8 protein-coding genes are annotated in these 18,331 nt (G+C 52.4%); 1 reads left to right on the top strand and 7 read right to left on the bottom strand.

The annotated features are described in order from the left end of the window. Positions 1–330: 330 nt before the first annotated feature. The 7 genes from NST84_RS07380 to NST84_RS07350 all read right to left on the bottom strand — a co-directional run bounded on the left by NST84_RS07380 (position 331) and on the right by NST84_RS07350 (position 14,315). The gene (locus NST84_RS07380; RefSeq protein ID WP_342564959.1) at positions 331–4,452 is read right to left on the bottom strand and encodes a glycoside hydrolase family 3 C-terminal domain-containing protein; all 4,122 of its coding nucleotides are present in this window, start codon (positions 4,450–4,452) and stop codon (positions 331–333) included. A gap of 601 nt (positions 4,453–5,053) precedes the next feature. Then, positions 5,054–5,890 carry a carbohydrate ABC transporter permease gene (locus NST84_RS07375; protein WP_342564958.1) on the bottom strand — a complete coding sequence of 279 codons (837 nt, stop codon included), beginning with the start codon at positions 5,888–5,890 and terminating at the stop codon, positions 5,054–5,056. After that, positions 5,887–6,753, bottom strand: coding sequence for a sugar ABC transporter permease (locus NST84_RS07370; RefSeq protein WP_342564957.1), 867 nt, complete (start codon positions 6,751–6,753; stop codon positions 5,887–5,889). Before NST84_RS07370 ends, NST84_RS07375 begins: the two co-directional genes overlap by 4 nt. Positions 6,754–6,838: 85 nt before the next feature. Beyond that, entirely contained in the window at positions 6,839–8,221 is a 1,383-nt protein-coding gene (locus tag NST84_RS07365) for an extracellular solute-binding protein (protein ID WP_342564956.1), read from the bottom strand. A gap of 1,502 nt (positions 8,222–9,723) precedes the next feature. Then, positions 9,724–11,043 (bottom strand): extracellular solute-binding protein, encoded by a 1,320-nt coding sequence (locus NST84_RS07360; protein ID WP_342564955.1) that lies wholly within the window; start codon positions 11,041–11,043, stop codon positions 9,724–9,726. Further along, positions 11,040–12,527 carry a response regulator gene (locus tag NST84_RS07355; RefSeq protein WP_342564954.1) on the bottom strand — a complete coding sequence of 496 codons (1,488 nt, stop codon included), beginning with the start codon at positions 12,525–12,527 and terminating at the stop codon, positions 11,040–11,042. Before NST84_RS07355 ends, NST84_RS07360 begins: the two co-directional genes overlap by 4 nt. A gap of 3 nt (positions 12,528–12,530) precedes the next feature. Beyond that, a complete protein-coding gene (locus tag NST84_RS07350) occupies positions 12,531–14,315 on the bottom strand; it encodes a histidine kinase (RefSeq protein WP_342564953.1) in 1,785 nt (594 codons plus the stop codon). 440 nt (positions 14,316–14,755) lie between these two features. On the opposite strand from NST84_RS07350, the gene NST84_RS07345 reads away from it, so the two are divergent. Continuing rightward, on the top strand, positions 14,756–18,283 hold the full coding sequence (locus NST84_RS07345; protein ID WP_342564952.1) for a M14 family metallopeptidase: 3,528 nt from the start codon (positions 14,756–14,758) through the stop codon (positions 18,281–18,283). Positions 18,284–18,331: the final 48 nt, after the last annotated feature.

The raw sequence follows: 18,331 nt of genomic DNA, 5'->3' as shown, positions 1-18,331 counted from the left end.
TCGCCCCCGCCTTCTTTACCTTAATTGCACAGACGTGCCGGATCGCGATGATCATCCATCTGATAGATAGTATTCTAAGCCTTGTTAGGGCAGGATCAAAGCATTTATTGTGGTTGTTTGCGGAAAATGAATCCTTAGTATGAGCTAATGAGCAGGCAAGTCACCGGGTATGAATTTAGGACTACGCGATTTCTTGGGTCATTCGGTGGATTGCTCCAATAAACCTGATCCGGCGCCTGCGTTTCTGCACCAGCCCTCACCTTTCTTCTTTATCAGAAAAAGAGTGCCGCACAAGCCGTTTTATGGCTTGCCGGCACTCCCGACAACGGTTTATAAGCTGTTCATTATTCTATACAAAATAGTCGCCGCCTCTGCCCGGGTTGCCGTTCCCCTCGGATTCAGGCCTGTGCCGTCTCCCTTAACAAGACCGGCCTTCACCAGCGTAGCTACAGCTTCCGCAGCATAGCCGGACACCTGTGCAGCATCGCGGTAGCCTGCCAGGTCGGCAGCTGTTCCGGTCACGTCCAGCTTGCCTGTTGACTTCAGCGTCCGCATGATCAGCACGAACAAATCCTGCCTGCTGATCTGGCCCTGCGGGTTAAACCGGCCGCCGTCCCCTTCGGTAATTCCCAGGCTCTTGGCAGTTGCCAGCGCTTCAGCATAATAAGCGTCAGGCTTCACATCCGTAAAGGAAGCCGCCGCCGTCCCGCCCTGCAGGCTGAAGGCACGCACAAGCAGCAGGACAACATCCGCACGGGTGATCGGCTTGCCCGGTTCAAAGGTGTCTGCAGCCGTTCCCTTAATAATGCCTGCAGCCGCCAGCTTGTTAATGGCTTCCGCTGCCCAGGAGAAGTTATCACCTACATCCTTGAACAGGGATTGAGCAGGAACCGGAGACGGAGGCGTACTGCCGGTCTCTTCCGTACCGGTGCTGCCGGCAGCAGGGTTCTGGGTTACAGGGGTCTGTACACTGCCTGTGCCGCCAGGATAGGCAGGCTCAGGCTCGGGTGCTGTTCCATGCAGCTGGATACTGTCCACCCGGATGTCCGGGTTTTTGAACACAAGGTACAGGTCATGTATGCCGGAGGTACTGGTCAGGAAGCTCTCCGTAACCTCTGTGTAATCCAGCTCGATTACTTTGAAGGTGCTGCCGGGAACATCGCGGGTGGCCGCCTTGGTCTGGTCAAAGGTCAATACCGCCAGCCGTGTTCCATTCGGAGAATCTGCCCTTACCTCGATGACCGAGCTTGCATTGACAGAGGCTCCCCGCAGCGTGATTCCGTTCACGCCGGTCAGATCGACTTTATTCAGGGCTGTCCAGGCATTACTGTTCTTGGACATTACCGCATAATAGCCGTTTTCGGACAGCTTCGCCTTCAGCCCGTCGGCTGTGCGCAGCTTCGAAACCTCGCGGTATACAACATCCCTGGATGCGAAGCTGTGATCAAATACGTTCACCGGAGCTTCAGTTGCTGCAAGCACTGCGATGCCCTCTCCGCTGTAGGCGAATACTGTATCCAGCAGCACAGCATCCGAAGATGTACCGGCCATCAGCGTATAGCTGCCGGCCTCTGTTACATACTCATTGCGGTTAACATCCCAGACGGCAAAATCTGACGGCTTGACTGTCAGCCGCACCGTCCGGGTCGCGCCGGCGGCAATGTCCGCTTTTGCATAGGAGACCAGCTGTTTCTTCGGTGTATGTCCGCCGTAGGAGGACGCATTGTGCTTGATGTACAGCTGTACAACCTCCGAGGTGTCAACAGTTCCAGTATTCGTAACGTCAACGCTTACGGTAAACGGCTGATCCCCGCTTACACCTGCCGGAACTTTAAGATTCGAATAGCTGAAGCTGCTGTAGCCTAGCCCGTAACCAAACGGATAGGTTACCTCTGCATCGGTGTACATATAAGTCATTTTACTGTCGAGCGGATCACCATTCGTCATGTCCGCTGTAAAACGCGGATCAATTTCTGCAAGAGTTGTTGGAGCGGCAACGCCTTCCGGCAGGGAATATCTGCTCAGCGCCGGGAAGGACTCCGTACCCGCATACCAGGTGGAGGTCAGGCGCCCTGTCGGCGCATAATCGCCGTACAATACTTCAGCCAGCGCCTTGCTGTCATACTGGCCGGCATACGGCTGATACAGAATCGCGGCCACATTCTCATTGTTCTGGATCTCCTTCATGTTGACCGGAGCATTGGCCTTGACGATGACGATGGTCTTCTTGGGGAAAGATTTCGCCACCTCGGATACGATCTTGTATTGATCCTCTCCCAGGTTCAGATCCGACCGGTCGGCGCCTTCTCCGGCGCTGTGACGGGCCGGGGTACCGACCACAACTACGGCATAATCGTTGTCAGCCGCCCAGACCTGTGCATCCGCTCCCGCTTTCTTGAGCACGACCTCACGGTACTTCTGGCTGTCTGTACGCGCCGCAGCTCCAGCTTTGTTCGCCAGCGGAGCTGCCGACAGCTCCAGCCCTTCTGTTGCGCCGAGTGTAACAAATCGCCCGCCGGTATAATACACCGTTTCGAACCCGCCGGCGAAGCTTTCCGTGTAGGTTCCGGCAATCAGGGATACCGTGCCGTCTGCATTTACCTCATGGCGGAACCGGCCGGGAAGCGTGCTGGCATCCGCAACATTCGAGAACGGATTCTCCACCAGATTCAGCTTGGTGGCATCGTTATTCTGTACCGTCCGGCTGCTGCCGCTCGTGACATCCTTCATCCACTTGCCGTTCGCCAGCGACAGGAAGCTGTATCCGCCCTGCCCCCAGGCATAGGCTTCAAAGGCCTGTGCATCCGTATAAAACTTTCCTCCGGCCTGATACGTATACACGTTTTCTGTTACTGTAACAGCATCCTCTGTAACCGGTGAAGCTGCTGTATAGGTAGCCGCCGTTACTGAAGCCGGAGCGGTAAAGGAAGCAGTCAGCTGTGCACCGGCCGCATACGTGGCTGCCGTGACGGTCTTGCCGTTCGCCACAGACTCGAAGGCAACAATTGGAGCACCCGTCCCGTAGGTTACATGCTCCGCACCGGCAGCCTCACGGATCGCTCCCAGCGGGGAGAGGCCGGCATCCGGCAGCGCCGGTGTCTTCGAGACGGAGTAGGTTGCCTTGAACCGGGTATCGGCGAACAGCCCGGTCACGGCCACATCGCTCGACCCCGCAAGCGGCAGCAGGCCATTGTCATTCTTCAGCAGGACTACACTTTCGCGCGCTGCTTCAAGCGCAACCGCCTGGCTGTCCGTAAGCGTTGAATCCTGCGGGCTCTTATCCTTGGCCAGCTGCGTGAACGGGTACAGCACCGGCGTACCGTCAGCATTCTTGGCATTGAAGTAACCGGTGCGGACCCACATTTCAATCTGGCCGCGCACGCCGTTCTCCAGGTCCGTACGGGTGACGCCGAACGTGCCGTTCGCGATGGCATTTTTGAGGTTAGCCTGCGTCGATCCATTGGCATTGGCATGGTTGCCGCTAAGCAGCAGCAGCGCAGCCTTACCGTCCGCATCGGTATAATTCTGGTATCCGTTGTTGAAGCCGTTAGTCATATTCTGATCGGCAAAAATAAAATCGCCGACCGGCATCATACTGTACGGATTGGCATTGCTTGCCCGGATAATGTTAGGCGAGATATGGTTTGGCACCCCGTTCGTCCGCCCGTAGGTTGTCATGATGCTTTGGACGAGACCGGCTTCCAGCGGTGCGAGGAAGCTTTTATTCTGGTATTCGTTCAGCGCACGCGCACTTGCCGAGAACTGGCCGCTCTGTCTGAACCACTGGGCGATGTAGTTCGTGAAGTGCTTGGTGCCGAGCTGCACCTTCAGCCAGAAGCCGTCCTCATTGCCGGCCTCCCCGTAGCCGGTAATTCCTTCCGACATGGCACTGACCATCGAGCCGGCAAGCACCGGATCTTCGGCATACCCTTCCTCAAACCGGCCGCTGAGCGGATTGGTCCGCAGATCGGATACGGCCGAGAACATCAGCGTATTGGGATTGGTGCTGGCTACCTCGCCGCGCCGCTCATTGCCGATGACTGTGCCGACCTCATTAACCAGCTCCTTGTTCCAGCTCTGGCCCAGGGCCAGCATGGACGGCATATCGGTGCTGACGCCCATTACACGGTCAACACCTCCGGCCGCCGTACCGGGCAGCTCGTACCCTCCGGCTATGGTGCGGGCATTGCCGGCGCTTTTCTGGTCGGTGTAGTAGATCAGATCGTCATTGCTCATATCTGCAAGCACCAGCTCCACAAAGGCCTTCAGATGACCCGGCACGCCGTCAAAAACCGGCTTGTTCGTTACATCACGCTGGAAGGTAACTGCTGCTACGTCCTCCGCCGCTGCCTGAAGCGGCAGCGATACTGTACCTGCCGGTATCAGCAGTGCCGCAGCCAGGCTCAAGACCGCCGCTTTTTTGAAGAATGCTTTTTTCCATACTCGACTCATGTCACAGCTCCTTTTCGGTTCATTTAAGAATTCTCCATCATTGTAACCGCTTACTAAAAGGCGGATAAGCTACACATTTTTCTGCTTTACTCCGCAAATTTTGGTTACTGGATGGCAAAAGGAAAGCTGGCTGACGGAATAGCAGCACCAGCGCCCCCGCCGTTTAGCAGCAACTCTGCTACAACCAAAAAAATGGCCTCCCCACACGGGAAGGCCAGAGATTCTAACGGACTCAGCTGCGCTTGTTTCTTAAAAAATCGGCTTATCTACCTGCTAACGGACACCAGAGGCGTTAAATCTCCAGATTAAGCCGAAATAGGCCGCTTGGGAGGGCAATAAGAGCGCTGGTGTCCGTTAGCCTGCTGAAACCCACGCTTTTGGGCAAATAACGGCGCTACGGTCCGTTAGCGTTCCGGCAGGATAACAGCTCCCCTCGTGCTTATATTAGCCTTGCTGGAATTAACTGCCGAGCAGGATCAGCAACTCCCCTTGCAGCTAACATCAGCCCTGCTGGTCAGGCAGCGCACAGGATTAGCTGCCTTTTTATCACCGGCCGTCTTGGAGCACTGCTTTGAGACAACAGTCAGCGCACTCTCTCCCCTTAGCCCTTCACCGAACCCACCGTCAAACCGCCGACGAAATACTTCTGCAGCGCCAAGAACGCGATCAGCAGCGGCAGTACGCACAGGATACAAGCAGCAAACAATACGTTCCACTGTGCCGGATTCTGCTGGTCCCCAAGGAAGCCGAGCATGGCAACAGGCAGCGGTGAGGCGGAGGCTTTTGTGATAAAGACCATGTTGAAGAAGTAGTCATTCCAGATCCACACGCCTTGTGTGATGACAACCGATACTGTTACCGGAAGCAGCAGCGGGAAAACAATCTGCCAGTATCTGCGGAGTGTTCCGGCCCCGTCGATGTGGGCAGCCTCCTCCAACTCAACCGGCACACTGCTGCGGACAAAGCCCGTGTACAGGAAGGTGGAGAACGGAAGGCTGCACGTTATGAACATCAGGATCGGCGTGTATTGGGTCATCGGGATGCCCAGCGACTTGATCATCTGGATGATCGGAATAAGCACCATCTGTCCCGGCACAACCAGCCCCGAGAGGAAAAACAGATACAGAAACTTGCTGAGTTTACTGTTAATCCGCGCCAGTGGATACGAGGCCATCGCCGCCAGCAGCACCACAAAGATGACGGATACTGCCGTCAGCACCACGCTGTTCCATAACGCTATAGGAAAGTTCATCCGCGTGAAGGCGATCTTGTAGCTGGCTAAGGTGAATTCACTGAACAGGCTCAGCGGGTTGGTCATATTTTTGGGCGAACGCAGTGACCCGGATAAGACGATCAGCAGCGGGATCAGATTGATAATAACCAGCGCCGCAATGGCGAGGTGGGTCAGGGCTTTTTTGCCCATAGATGAAGTACTCACGCTGAGACCTCCCGTTTGTTCAGGGTAACTACGAATATTCCGGTGATGACGATAATAATCGCAAAAGATATGATGCCGAGCGCCGACGCTTTGCCGAACAGCTGGTCGGTGAACGCCATTTTGTACATAGCGTAAATTAAGGTGTTAGTTGAAGTGCCCGGACCGCCGTTGGTCATGATGAACGGATAGTCAAATGCCTTGAGGCCGTTGATGACGCTGAGTGTTACGTTAATGGTGATGGAGGTGGCCAGCATCGGGATTTTCAGGAAACGGATCAGCTGCCAGCGCCCCGCCCCGTCAATTCTGCCCGCCTCCAGCATATCTTCCGGTACAGTCTGCAATCCGGCCAAAAAGATGATCGTGCTGGTCCCGATATTTTTCCAAATATCTACGCCGATAATGGAATACAGCGCTTTGGAGTAGCTCCCGAGAAAATTCGTATCGATCCAGTCGATTCCAAGTGTATGAAATAAAGAAGCAATCATCCCTTCATCCGGCATATACACATAGCTCCAAATAAACCCCACAACAATCGCACTGAACAGAGTTGGAATATAGAATGCCGAACGGTACAGGCCTTTTGCTCGAATATTCGCATTTAACAGCAGAGCTAGTGCAAGCGCAATGATATTGCCGAGAACGACGGTGATCAGGGTGTAGATTAGGGTGTTTTTAATGGAAAGTCCGAGAATTTCCTCATGAAAAAGCGTCTTGAAATTGTCCAGCCCCACATAGTTGAAGTTCTGAACGTAACCGTTATAGTCTGTGATGCTGTACTGAAACAGTTTGAAGATGGGGAAAATCCAAAAAAGACAATAAAACAGCAGGGCCGGTACCGCAAAGAGGTACAGCGTTTTTTTCATCACGGAATTGTTCATGTTGCTTCTTCCCTTTCCGGTGTAAGTTGCACCAAGGGGGACCAGCGCCCCCCCATGATGACTGGTGATTCTATTGCTTGAACAACTCGGTGTATTTATCCTGCATCGCTTTGGTTACTTCCTCAGCTGTAGTCTTTTTGCCGCCGATGATTTCGGAGAACTTGGATTGCATCACATCGCTCACGCCGGCAGGCCACATCTGATTCGGAAAATAAAACGCATGTCCGGTAGCCTGAATTTCATCCAGAACGTCCTTGAAAATCTCGTTCTTGAGCGTTACGCCGTTAAACACGCTGATCGACGAGTTGGCATCCACCCAGGCCTGGAAAAGCGGGGAATCCTCTGCGTACAGATACTCGAATACCTGCTTGGCGGTGTCGAGGTTTTTGGAGCCGGCGTTGATCGCATACCCTGCAGCTGTCGCGGCAGATGCATATACCGGCTGTCCGGCCTGATTGCCCGGGAGGGCGAAGAAACCGCGTTCGAACTGGGCTGCGCCCTCAGCAGAAATCGCTGGCAGATCCCACGTACCTGTAAAAATCATCGCCGCCTTGCCGTCAACAAACTGCTGCAGCGCCTGTGCGCTGGCCATGCCGAGCGAGCCTTTGTTCACATAACCTTTGTCATACAGCTCTTTGTACTGGTTAACCGTGTTCACCCACTTGGAGTCTGTCAGCGTTGTTTCACCGGTCTGCAGCTTTTTGTCAAAATCAGCATCGGCCGGGTACACACTGTTCGCCGCCAGCTGGTACATTCCGAACTGGATCACCCACGGGTCCTTGTCGCCCATGACGATCGGGGTGATGCCCGCCGCCTTCAGCTGCTCTGCTGCCGCCAGGAAGCCGGTCCAGTCCTTCGGAACTTCAGTAATGCCTGCCTCCTCGAACAGGGACTTGTTGTAGTAGGTGCCGAGGATGTCCATTCCTTTGGCGACGGCATATTTTTTGCCATCATAGCTCATGTCGTTGGCAGCGGAAGTACTGATCCGGTCCCAGAAGCTGAGGTCGGACAGGTCGGCGGCGTAGCCTGCTTTTGCCACTTCAATCGCACCCATATTAGCCATGTTCGGGAACACGAGGAAAATATCCGGGCCTTCGCCGGTCGCCAGCTTAGCTTTTACCGAAGTGTAATACTGCTCATCCGGGAGTTTCTGTACCTCCAGCGTAACGTTCGGGAACTTCTCTTTGACCAGCTTAGGCAGGGTATCCAGCTCGAAGTCTGCTCCTTCCGCTGCTTTTGTACCCGACACCAGCATATTGAGCGTGACTGGTTCACTGCCCGCTGTTGTGTTAGTACCTGACTCTGCAGCCGCCGGAGTTGATTCTGCCGGTGCTGTCGTCGCTTCTGCTCCCGCGTTGTTACCGGCATTATTTCCGTTACCGCAGCCCGTCAAAGCCATTGTAAAGGCAGCCGCCAAAGCTACTCCCCTGATGCGCACTGTCCAGTTATTCATTCCTGTATCCCCCTAATCGAATGTAGGTTGTGCTTGCTTACACTTGTAATTGTAAGGGGTTTCTCGGGCGCTCATAAGCGCTGCTTTTTTTGTAAAATGTCCTTATTTTTCAGGGGAGGAGGTGTTATAAGTAAGATGCGCTCGGAGATCAATCTAAAGCTCGGCGTCATGCGGTGAATATTTGGACTTCCGGCCGCTGTTATCTGCAGATTTCTTTGATTTAGACCGCTGTTCGCGGTAGAAATCCGCAGACTGCTTATGCTTCCGAAGTGAGCTTTTCTGCGAAAAGCTTTCAGGCGGACGCTCCGCTCCTACAGTTCCAAAATCCCCCACCGATTCTTCTCACTTTTTATTATTTTCCTGGCTCATCTTATTTAGATTGTGGGGGATAGCAGGAAGCAAATGGCGGACTCCCTGGTGGGTGGCCCGCCTTGGGTAGGGCAAACAGGGATGGGCAGGCCGCGTGGTAGTGGGATTTTTCCCACTATTTTCGCCTCGAACGGCCCGCTTCAGGCTCAGTTGTGGGATTTTTCCCACTACTGACCCTTGGAGCGGCCTGATACGGCCTGGTTAGTGGGATTTTTCCCACTAATCACGCCTAAAACGCCCCGCTTCGGCCTGGTTAGTGGGATTTTTCCCACTAATCACGCCTAAAGTACCCCGCTTCGAGCTCAGTTGTGGGATTTTTCCCACTATTTACGCCTCGAGCGGCCCGGTTCGAGCTCAGTTGTGGGATTTTTCCCACTAATCACGCCTAAAGCGCCACGCTTCGGGCTCAGTTGTGGGATTTTTCCCTCTAATCACGCCTAAAGCGCCCCGCTTCAGGCTCAGTTGTGGGATTTTTCCCTCTAATCACGCCTCGAGCGGCCTAGTTCAGGCTCAGTTGTGGGATTTTTCCCACTATTTTCGCCTCGAGCGCCCCGCTTCGGCCTGGTTAGTGGGATTTTTCCCACTAATCACGCCTAAAGCGCCCCGCTTCGGGCTCAGTTGTGGGATTTTTCCCACTATTTTCGCCTCGAGCGCCCCGCTTCGGCCTGGTTAGTGGGATTTTTCCCTCTATCTGCCAAGTGTGCTGGGAGCGACTTAGTTCGAAGAGGTACTATAGTTGCTTAAACAGCAAAAAGCCTGCGTCTAATCCCGCAGGCTTTGGTACATTATATTCTTATCGGCAGCTTACAAACCTCTGGTTACTTAGTAACGCCTAAACACTCTCCATAACACATGCAGCTACTCTTCACGACTCGCAACATCTAAATCCCCACTTCCAGGACCCAGCATCCTAGTCTACCTCTAGTTCCCCCTACTCCCCCTCGCTCACTAACTTTCTCCTCAATTCCCTTCTTCCCTTCACTCCCTCTGTTACCTAACACTCCCGATTACTACACTCCATACTCACTACTCTTACTCTTACTCTTACTCTTACTCTTACTCTTACTCTTACTCTTACTCTCCTGCAACATCAATACGTTCTATTACTCCTCTTAGCCTCACTCCCAACCATCCTACTCCCCCTCCCTATCCCGATCAAACTGAGCCTGAAGCTGGCTCAGGTACTCTCTGGGGGAGAAGGACGGGTTGGTGATCAGGATCTGGGCGTTGTTCCAGGCCAACGTCTGGGCTTTGGTGCTGAAGCGGGCTTCGAACCAGAGGGCGCCCTTTTCGACCTCGTTGATTTTCTGCTGCACCATCCGGGTCAGGGAAGGCAGGTTCTGCGGCATGGGGTCCACCTTGAAGCCGGTGACCATGCCCAGCTCGCTGAGCGCACGCTCCCCGTATCTGGTGAAGACATACTGCATCCAGCCGCTGACCTCATCGGTGTATCCCCCTCTTGAAAATGAAGTGGTTAATCCGGCATTTACGGGATATTCATTGAGACGGCCTGCCCCGCCCGGCACCAGCGGGATGCTGAAAAAGCCGATTTGGTCCGCGCCGATCCTGTTCCGCAGCTCGTCATTAAAGGCGCGCAGCTGCCAGCTGCCCATATAGAACATGGCGGTTTCACCGTTCAGGAACATGTCAACAGAGGTATCCATATTGATGGTGTTCACCGCATCGCCGAAGTATCCCTTCAGCCCCATATTTTGAACGGTCTGCACCGCTTCCTCAAACCCGGCATCGGTAATCGCCAGCTGTCCGCTGTCGACCTTTTCCATCGCGTCCACTCCGTATTTACGGATAATATAGGCGTTGATCAGCCGGGTAATCGGCCATTTCTCCTTACCGGCAACAGCGAAAGGCTGCACGCCCTCCTGTTTCAGAATACGGGAAATGTCCAGCAGCTCTTCCCAGGTCTGCGGCTCATGGAGTCCGTAGCGCCCAAAAATCTCCTTATTGTACCAAAAGCCTTCTATATTCATTTCGAGCGGCAGCGCATACAAGCCGGTATCGCCTACATTTCCCTTCAGGAGCTGAACTGCAGTCGGATTGAGCAGATCGTACATTCCGAGCTGCCTGAAGGTCTGCTCAAGCTCAAGCACTGCATGGCTCTGAATCAGGTCGCTGAGCGGCTTGCCGTACTGGTAATTAAACAGCATCGGCAGGTCATTGCTGGCAGCGAGCAGCTGGATGCGCTGGTACAGGTCGCTTTCCGCGACGTACTCAAATTTATAATCTACTTCGGGATGCTCCGCCTGATATTCCTTGCTCAGCTCACTGATAATGCGGGCGCTGCCTTCCCCCTCCTTATTGGCGGACAGGAACAGAATGGCCGTCCCGGGCTCCTGTCCGGAAGGCGGCTGGCTGGACATCCGGCTGCAGGCTGACAGAAGCACGCAGACTGCCAAAAGTCCGGTAACAACTCTCCATCCGGCAGCGCTCCTCATACCCTTTTCCCCGACAGACGGTATTGCCCCGGAGTCATACCGGTATATCTTTTGAAAATTTCCGAGAAATGACGGGCGTGATAATACCCCACCTGCTCACTGGTGTCGTTGATGGTTTTTCCCTCCTGGAGCAGCAATTTGGCTTTTTCCATTCTCACTCTGGTCAAATATTTAATATAGGAAATGCCCATCTCTTCTTTAAAAAGCAGGCTGAAATACGTCGTGTTCATCTGAATATGATCGGCTACCTCCTGCTGGGTCAGATCGCGCCCGTAATGACTCTGAATATACCCGAGGGCTTTTTCTACGGCCGCGTGCTTGGTCTGATGGCGGACCTTGACAATCCAGCTCATAAGAGCCAGCAGCTCTGTCCGCGTCCACTGGAGCAGCTCTTCGAGTGAAGCCTGCTTCCGCAGCTCCAGCTGGGCAAGCTTAACCCGGGGTTTAATCTCCTCCATATTGCCGCCGGTCTCGCGGCAGATTTCCAGTCCGTGAAAATACAGCAGCAGCACTTGTGTCTCGGCATCCTCAGGATTCGGTTTCTCCAGGCGGAGCTCCTCCAGCAGCTGATCCAGCTTCTCTGCCACGATCTCCGGGTCGGCCCTGCGCATTGCCAAAAAGACCTCTTCCTCCTGATCCGTAAAACTGTGAACCTCAGCGCCCCCGTCACTGATCTCTTCATAAGAGGTCCAGCCGCGCTCCTCCAGATAGAGTCCGTATTTCAGCGCTTTTTTCGCTTCATTATAGCTGAGGGCTGCGCTGCCGGGGTCCTCGTAGGTCCGGCCGGAGCCGCAGGCGCCCTGCGGCTGATTACCGGGCGCATCAAGCCAACCCCCAGGCGGAGGCTCCATATGTACAACCATATAGATATTCTCGGGGCCGTTCCGCACATAAATAACCCGGCAATCATGCGGCTGCGGCACATTGATTTCTTCCGTAGCCGTGATGACCGTTACCCCCTGCACCCGTGTGGCAGCTTCGCCAAACTGCTGTGTCCATTCCTCCAGCATCTGCCGGTCCGCCTTCGGACCTGAGAGCAGCAGATTTAAGGTCGCTTTTTCCAGTACACCTGACTTCCACTTCTGCTTGAGCTCTGACAGCTCACTCAGCTCATGGATTCTCCGGACCGCCTTACGGATGCCCTCGCGGATCGTAGTAATCGTCACCGGCTTCTCCAGATAATCGATCACGCCCATTTTCAATGCCTGCTTAACATAAGAATACTCATTGAAGCCCGTGAATACGATGCACATCGTCTCCGGCGCTTCCTGGCGGATCAGTTCGATCAGCTTCAGGCCGTCCATGCCCGGCATGCGGATATCCGTCATCACAATTTCCGGCTGGAGCTGTCTGAACAGGGCAAGTGCGGAAATGCCGTCCATGGCGGTTCCGGCTAATTTCACACCGTATTCCTCCCAGTTGATCAGCCGCTCCAGACCTTTTAGCACAATACTTTCATCATCAAATACGACCGCCTTGAGCATGATCTACTCCCCCTTCACCATTGCGTACGGAAAACGCAGTTCAATTGATGTTCCGGCATCAGGCTGACTGGTGATCGAAAAAGAGCTGGACGGGCCGTAGTAAAGCCGCAGCCGGTCCTGCACATTCCGCATCCCGTAGCCCTGCTTCGTCTTCTGGATGTCTTCCATTCCGACCCCGTCGTCAGTCACGGTAAAGATGAGATAATCGCCGTCCTTTTTTCCCGTCAAGCATACTGTGCCTCTTCCGATCTTCGGCTCCAGCCCGTGATAGATGGCATTCTCCACCAGCGGCTGCAGCAGCAGCTTCATGATCTCAAAGCCCATCACTTCCGGCTCAATCCGCTCCACATATTCAAACCGGTTGTCATAGCGCAGATTCTGGATAATCATATAATGCTCGATATGCTTCAGCTCTTTATAGACCGGTATCGTTTCTTTGCCCTTGTTGAGGCTCAGTTTGAAGCTTTCCGATAAGGAGAGGGCCATCTGCGCAATGTCATTTTTCTCCTCCAGCATCGACATCCAGTAGATAGAATCCAGCGTATTGTAGAGAAAATGGGGCTTGATCTGCGCCTGCAGCGACCTTAGCTCCGCCTCCTTCTCCTTCAGCTGCGACTGCAGCAGCCGCTCACTCAGCAGCTGATATTCTGCAGTCACCCTGCGGAAGGTCTCACCGATGACGCCGACCTCGTCCGCCGTAAAGGCCTCACCCGCCTCCGAGCTTGGATTACCTTTAGCCCAGTCGCTGATCATCCGTTTTAGCTGCAGCAGCGGCTTCGTAATCGTACCGGAGACAACAAAAGAAACCACCAGGGCCGTAACAGCGATAATAGCAGCAATCAGCATAGTAATCGTAGCGATCTGCTGGGACTGCTTCATCAGCGTTTTCATACTTACAAAATGGACAAAAGTCCATCCGCTTGTGCTGTTGCGGTATTGGCTGTAAATATAACCGCCCGCGGTCAGCTTCGTAAATATACTCCCGGCATCATCCGCCGGAGTAATCCCGATGTTCGCGGTAATTTCCGGCTTCAGATCATAAATAATCGGCGAATGTGCCTGCGAACCTTCATTATCCAATACTATGAAATCGCTTTCGTCACTTTCGTTGATTGATTTGCGAAAAATAGTGTTCTTAATATTAATGATCAAAAGGCCAATGCTCTCCCCGCTTAACCGGTCAGGGTCCCGCAGCAGCTTTACACTTGAAATCGTCCCTTCCCCGGGATTGTCTTCCAGGACATTGTACCCGAAGAACACCTCCTTGCCGTTAGCGTTTCTGGCTTTCAGATACCAGTCGGTAGCGGCGATCTGGCCTTTGGTCTCATCCGAGCCGTACTTGCCGGCCTGCTCGGAACGGCCATAGCAGACGGACCGGAAATTGCGGTCGAACAGGCAGACGGAATCAATATTCTGCAGATCGAACAGATTCGAGACAACGATATTCTGCAGCCTGTTGGCCGTCCTCACATCAAGTACAGACAGATTGCGGTCCGCTGAGTTTCCGCTCAGCCTTATTTCTTCTCTCAATTCACTGCTGGACAATATAATCCGGTTCATATTAATAATATTTCCAAGCAGCAGATCCGCCACTTCGCTGGAAGTCTTCAGGTGATCCTCATTGGTGCGGATATGATTCTGTACAAGCGTATCTTTGGTGATGTCCAGAGAGATATACCCCAGAATAAACAGCGGGGGCAGTGAAACCATGATCATCGCGGCAAAAAAACGGCTGCGGATCTTCGGAAGCTTCAGCCACACCAGCAGCCGGTCTTTACTTTTTTTCATTTGCAGCATCCTTTAAGTGCCTGACGGAACCCGCTTTGCTGCGGAAAGGCCAAGACTCGTTTCTTTCATTGTAATAGAAAGGCAAGTAGGATCAAACGCTATTTTTTTGGAATCCCTCCGCATTTTTTGGATGGCAGAGCTGATGGCCCGGCATATAATTTTTAAGCGTTATCATTTTTAAAATATAATTTTTTTGCGTAAATCTATGAAAAAGCTTCCGATTTTAATTAAAATACTATATTATAGTTTTCTATATGTATATTAAGTGTGTTTTATGTATATTAATTCGTCACATGCAATGTGAATATTACATATTCATGGGAGATTTGCCGTACGAATCTACAGGAGGGATGCATAAATCTGCATAAGCAGATTCCGTCTGCCTTACCGGGCAGCAATCTATCAGACAATTACCATATAAACACACTGGGAGGTAAATGATGACTAAGAAATTTTTATCCTTATTAATCGCGTTAACCCTTACATTATCCGGTATCATTCCATCCGCTTATGCCGGGGCAGTAGTTACCGAAGTACAGCCTCAGGCACAGACAACAACAGTCCCTGCGGATACCGAAGCTTCGGCCACCGTATCGGAAGAAGTCTACCAGGCTTCGATGACGGATGCCAGAACCATGCCGGTTACGCTGACCCTGCCTGAAGGTGTTACAGCAGATCAGCTTACCTGGACATTCGGCAAAACCGCGGATACAATGAAGCCGCTGACTGAATGGAAGAAATGGAACAATGACCGAAATGTTAGAGCTTATACGGGAGATCCTTTTGTAAAAGTATCCTATGAGCCTGCCGCTGCTTCTACGGTGACCGCTCTGGTATACTTCGATATGCCTTTTGGTGTCAACCTGTCCACCACCGGCATCCGTGCAGAGTATGTGAATCTTGCCGGGGTATACAACCTGACTGCAAAAACACCTTCCGGTGACGTGCTTGTAGAGAAGCAAGTGGACCTGAACCCGTATGATTCCTATCATACATATGATGAAATCAAACCGGCGATTGATAGAATCACTACTGAAGAAAACAAATACAACCGTTATGTGGAGTACCAGCAGATCGGAACGTCCACACAGGGACGGGCGATCCACTTCTCCATTGTCGCCAAAGACAAAGCGTCCGTAGACCAATATCTGAACGAAACGCTGCCGCTGATGAACAACGATCCTGAGAAATTGCAGGAAATGATCAAGAGCGGTCAGCTTAAGGATTATAAAGTGCCAATCTGGCTGAACAACATCCATGCTGATGAAGCCAATGGCGTAGACGTTATTATTAAGTTCCTGGAAACACTGATGACAGAGCAAATCGTCAACTATGATACAACAGATGATAAAGGCAATGTAGTTCCGGTAACCCTTAACATCGATAAGGCGCTAGACAATGTGATTTTCCTGCTGGATTATGTAGAAAATCCGGACGGCCGTGCGCTTAATACACGTGCGACTTCTACCCTGCTTGACCCGAACCGTGACAACTCTTACCAGACACAACCTGAAACTCAGGCTGTTACTGCACAGATTGCCAAGTGGACTCCGCTGAGCTTCCTGGATATGCACGGCTTCGTGAGCGGCTTCCTGATTGAGCCTTGTACGCCGCCGCATGATCCGAATATCGAATATGACCTGGTCATAGAGAATATGCTTGAACAAGCTAATGCGATGGGTAATGCAGGTATCGCCAATACCAAGTACGACGAGTATCACATCCCTTATCTGGAAGCCGAAGGATTAGCAAAAAAAGATCCGAAGTATACAAATAAATACGGCAATGCAACCGGATGGGACGATGCTTCCCCGGCATACACTGCTGTCTATGCCATGCACCAGGGTGCACTTGGACATACCATTGAAGTGCCAGAGCTGAATGAGGATTCCCTGGATGCCTTCTACTATGCAGCACTGGCAGCTACCAATTATGTACAGGACAACAAAGAAGAGCTGTTCCTGAACCAGCTTGAAATCTTCAAACGCGGTATTAACAATGAAGACCACAAAGAAGTTGATCCGTATCTGGTTAATGCTAACTACGAGTCCATCGGCCGTGAGCGTGAAACCGAAGACACCAACTTCTTCCCTGAATATTATGTGCTTCCTGTAGCTAACGAGCTGCAGAAGAACGCGCTGGAAACGTACAAAATGGTGCAATACCTGCTCCGTAACGGTGTAAAAGTTGAACAGACAACTACGCCGGTAACTGTAGACGGCACCACTTATCCTGCAGGAACCTATGTCGTGAACATGCATCAGATCAAACGCGGCTATGCCAACCTTGTCCTGTATGATGGACTGGATGTATCCGACTTCGATGCCATGTATTCCGATACCGTGCAGAACTTCGCAGATATGCGCGGATTCGACCGTTACATCAGCCGCAGCGTTGGTGCCTTCACTGGTAAAACCACGCAAGTCAGCAATATCGTAATTCCGACGACGAACCTGGATCAGTATCCGTTCTCGCAAAATTACGTGATCCGCAACAGCAACAACGACGCGATCAAAGCGGTTAACGAATTGCTTACGAACAAAAAGGCCGTAACCCTGCTTGAAAACGGCGGTGCCGGCTATGAAAAGGGCAGCTTCCTGGTTTCCAGATCTAACCTGCGGACCGTAGCTTCCAAATATCTGCTGGATATCGTACCGTTCTACGCAACTGGGGATAAAACGGGTAAACTGCTGAAAACGGCTAATGTAGCGATTGCCGGAGCACCTTCTTACATCCTGGCAGACCTCGGATTTAAAGTGACTACCGACACAGTTGCAGCAGATGTACTGGTTAACTCCGGTACTAACCTGATCGCCAGCGGCAAGCCGTTTATCGGCTACGGACGTCCTATGCTGACCAGCATTAAATCTCTGAATATCCTGCCTGGTCTGAATTATGCTAATCCAGTCAACAAATCGAATGGAACTGCTGCACATGAAGGCTTGTTCAAAGCAACCATTTCACAGGACAGCCTGATTACCGCTCCATATGCAGAAAGTGAATACCTGTACACTGTATCTGCCGCTTATATTACTTCCGTTCCGGCAGGCGCAGAAATCCTGGCGAAATACGGAAACGGTGATGACTTCTTTAAAGCCGGCTGGTGGCCGAACAGCGATGCTGCCAAAGATCAGGTACTGGCTCTGGATTACCAGACAGACAGTATCCATGTAACCCTGTTCGCCAACGATCTGCTTAATAAGTATCATCCGCAGAACCAATTTAGACTACTGGCTAATGCAATCTACGCTTCCGCTCCAGCAGCTACAGAAGCTGACGGCATGGACCCTGGCGTATTGGAATCCGAACCGGTTAGTCCGGGTTCAGGTGCACCGGCTGCAACTGCAACACCTGCGCCAACCGCAACACCTGCACCAACTGCAACACCGCAGCCGACAGCTACACCAGCTCCGGCAGGCAACTTCACCGATCTCGGTAAAGTAACCTGGGCTGCATCTGCTATCGAAGAATTAAGTGCTAAAGGCATTATCAACGGCGTAGGCAACGGCAGCTTCGCACCGCTCAAGGAAGTTACCCGTGCTGAATTCATCACGATGATTGTCCGTGCATTCGCTCTTCCGCTGGAAAACGCTTCGGCCAGCTTCAGTGATGTTGCAGCTACAAACTGGGCATACAGCTATGTGGCTGCGGGTGTAGCGAATGGTCTGGTTAACGGTGTAGGCAACGGCAAGTTCGAGCCTAACCGCTCTATCACCCGTGAAGAGATGGCAATCATCGCTGCCAATGCTTTGACCAAATTCAAAGACAAATCGGTTACCAATGCCGATGCCGCCCTTGCAGGCTTCAAAGATAAAGCAAGCATTGCTTCTTACGGTAAAGACGCTGTAGCGCTGCTTACCCAGGAAGGCATTGTGAAAGGCATGACTGCCGACACCTTTGCGCCAAAAGGCATTGCCAACCGTGCTCAGGCTGCTGTCATCATCAGCAATATTATCAACCTGCAATAGTCGTTATTTTATAAAGTAAACAGGGAAGCCCTCCAGCCGTTAAGGCTG

This window comes from Paenibacillus sp. FSL R7-0345, assembly GCF_038595055.1.
In the GTDB taxonomy this organism is placed as follows: domain Bacteria; phylum Bacillota; class Bacilli; order Paenibacillales; family Paenibacillaceae; genus Paenibacillus_AQ.
Note: the sequence above shows the minus strand (reverse complement) of the source record. Positions and strands in the feature narration are given on the sequence as shown.

Bases quoted from the DNA above. Each gene is read 5' to 3' on its own strand.
- NST84_RS07380 (WP_342564959.1), bottom strand. From the start codon at position 4,452: ATGAGTCGAGTATGGAAAAAAGCATTCTTCAAAAAAGCGGCGGTCTTG.
- NST84_RS07370 (WP_342564957.1), bottom strand. From the start codon at position 6,753: ATGAAAAAAACGCTGTACCTCTTTGCGGTACCGGCCCTGCTGTTTTAT.
- NST84_RS07365 (WP_342564956.1), bottom strand. From the start codon at position 8,221: ATGAATAACTGGACAGTGCGCATCAGGGGAGTAGCTTTGGCGGCTGCC.
- NST84_RS07360 (WP_342564955.1), bottom strand. From the start codon at position 11,043: ATGAGGAGCGCTGCCGGATGGAGAGTTGTTACCGGACTTTTGGCAGTC.
- NST84_RS07355 (WP_342564954.1), bottom strand. From the start codon at position 12,527: ATGCTCAAGGCGGTCGTATTTGATGATGAAAGTATTGTGCTAAAAGGT.
- NST84_RS07350 (WP_342564953.1), bottom strand. From the start codon at position 14,315: ATGAAAAAAAGTAAAGACCGGCTGCTGGTGTGGCTGAAGCTTCCGAAG.
- NST84_RS07345 (WP_342564952.1), top strand. From the start codon at position 14,756: ATGACTAAGAAATTTTTATCCTTATTAATCGCGTTAACCCTTACATTA.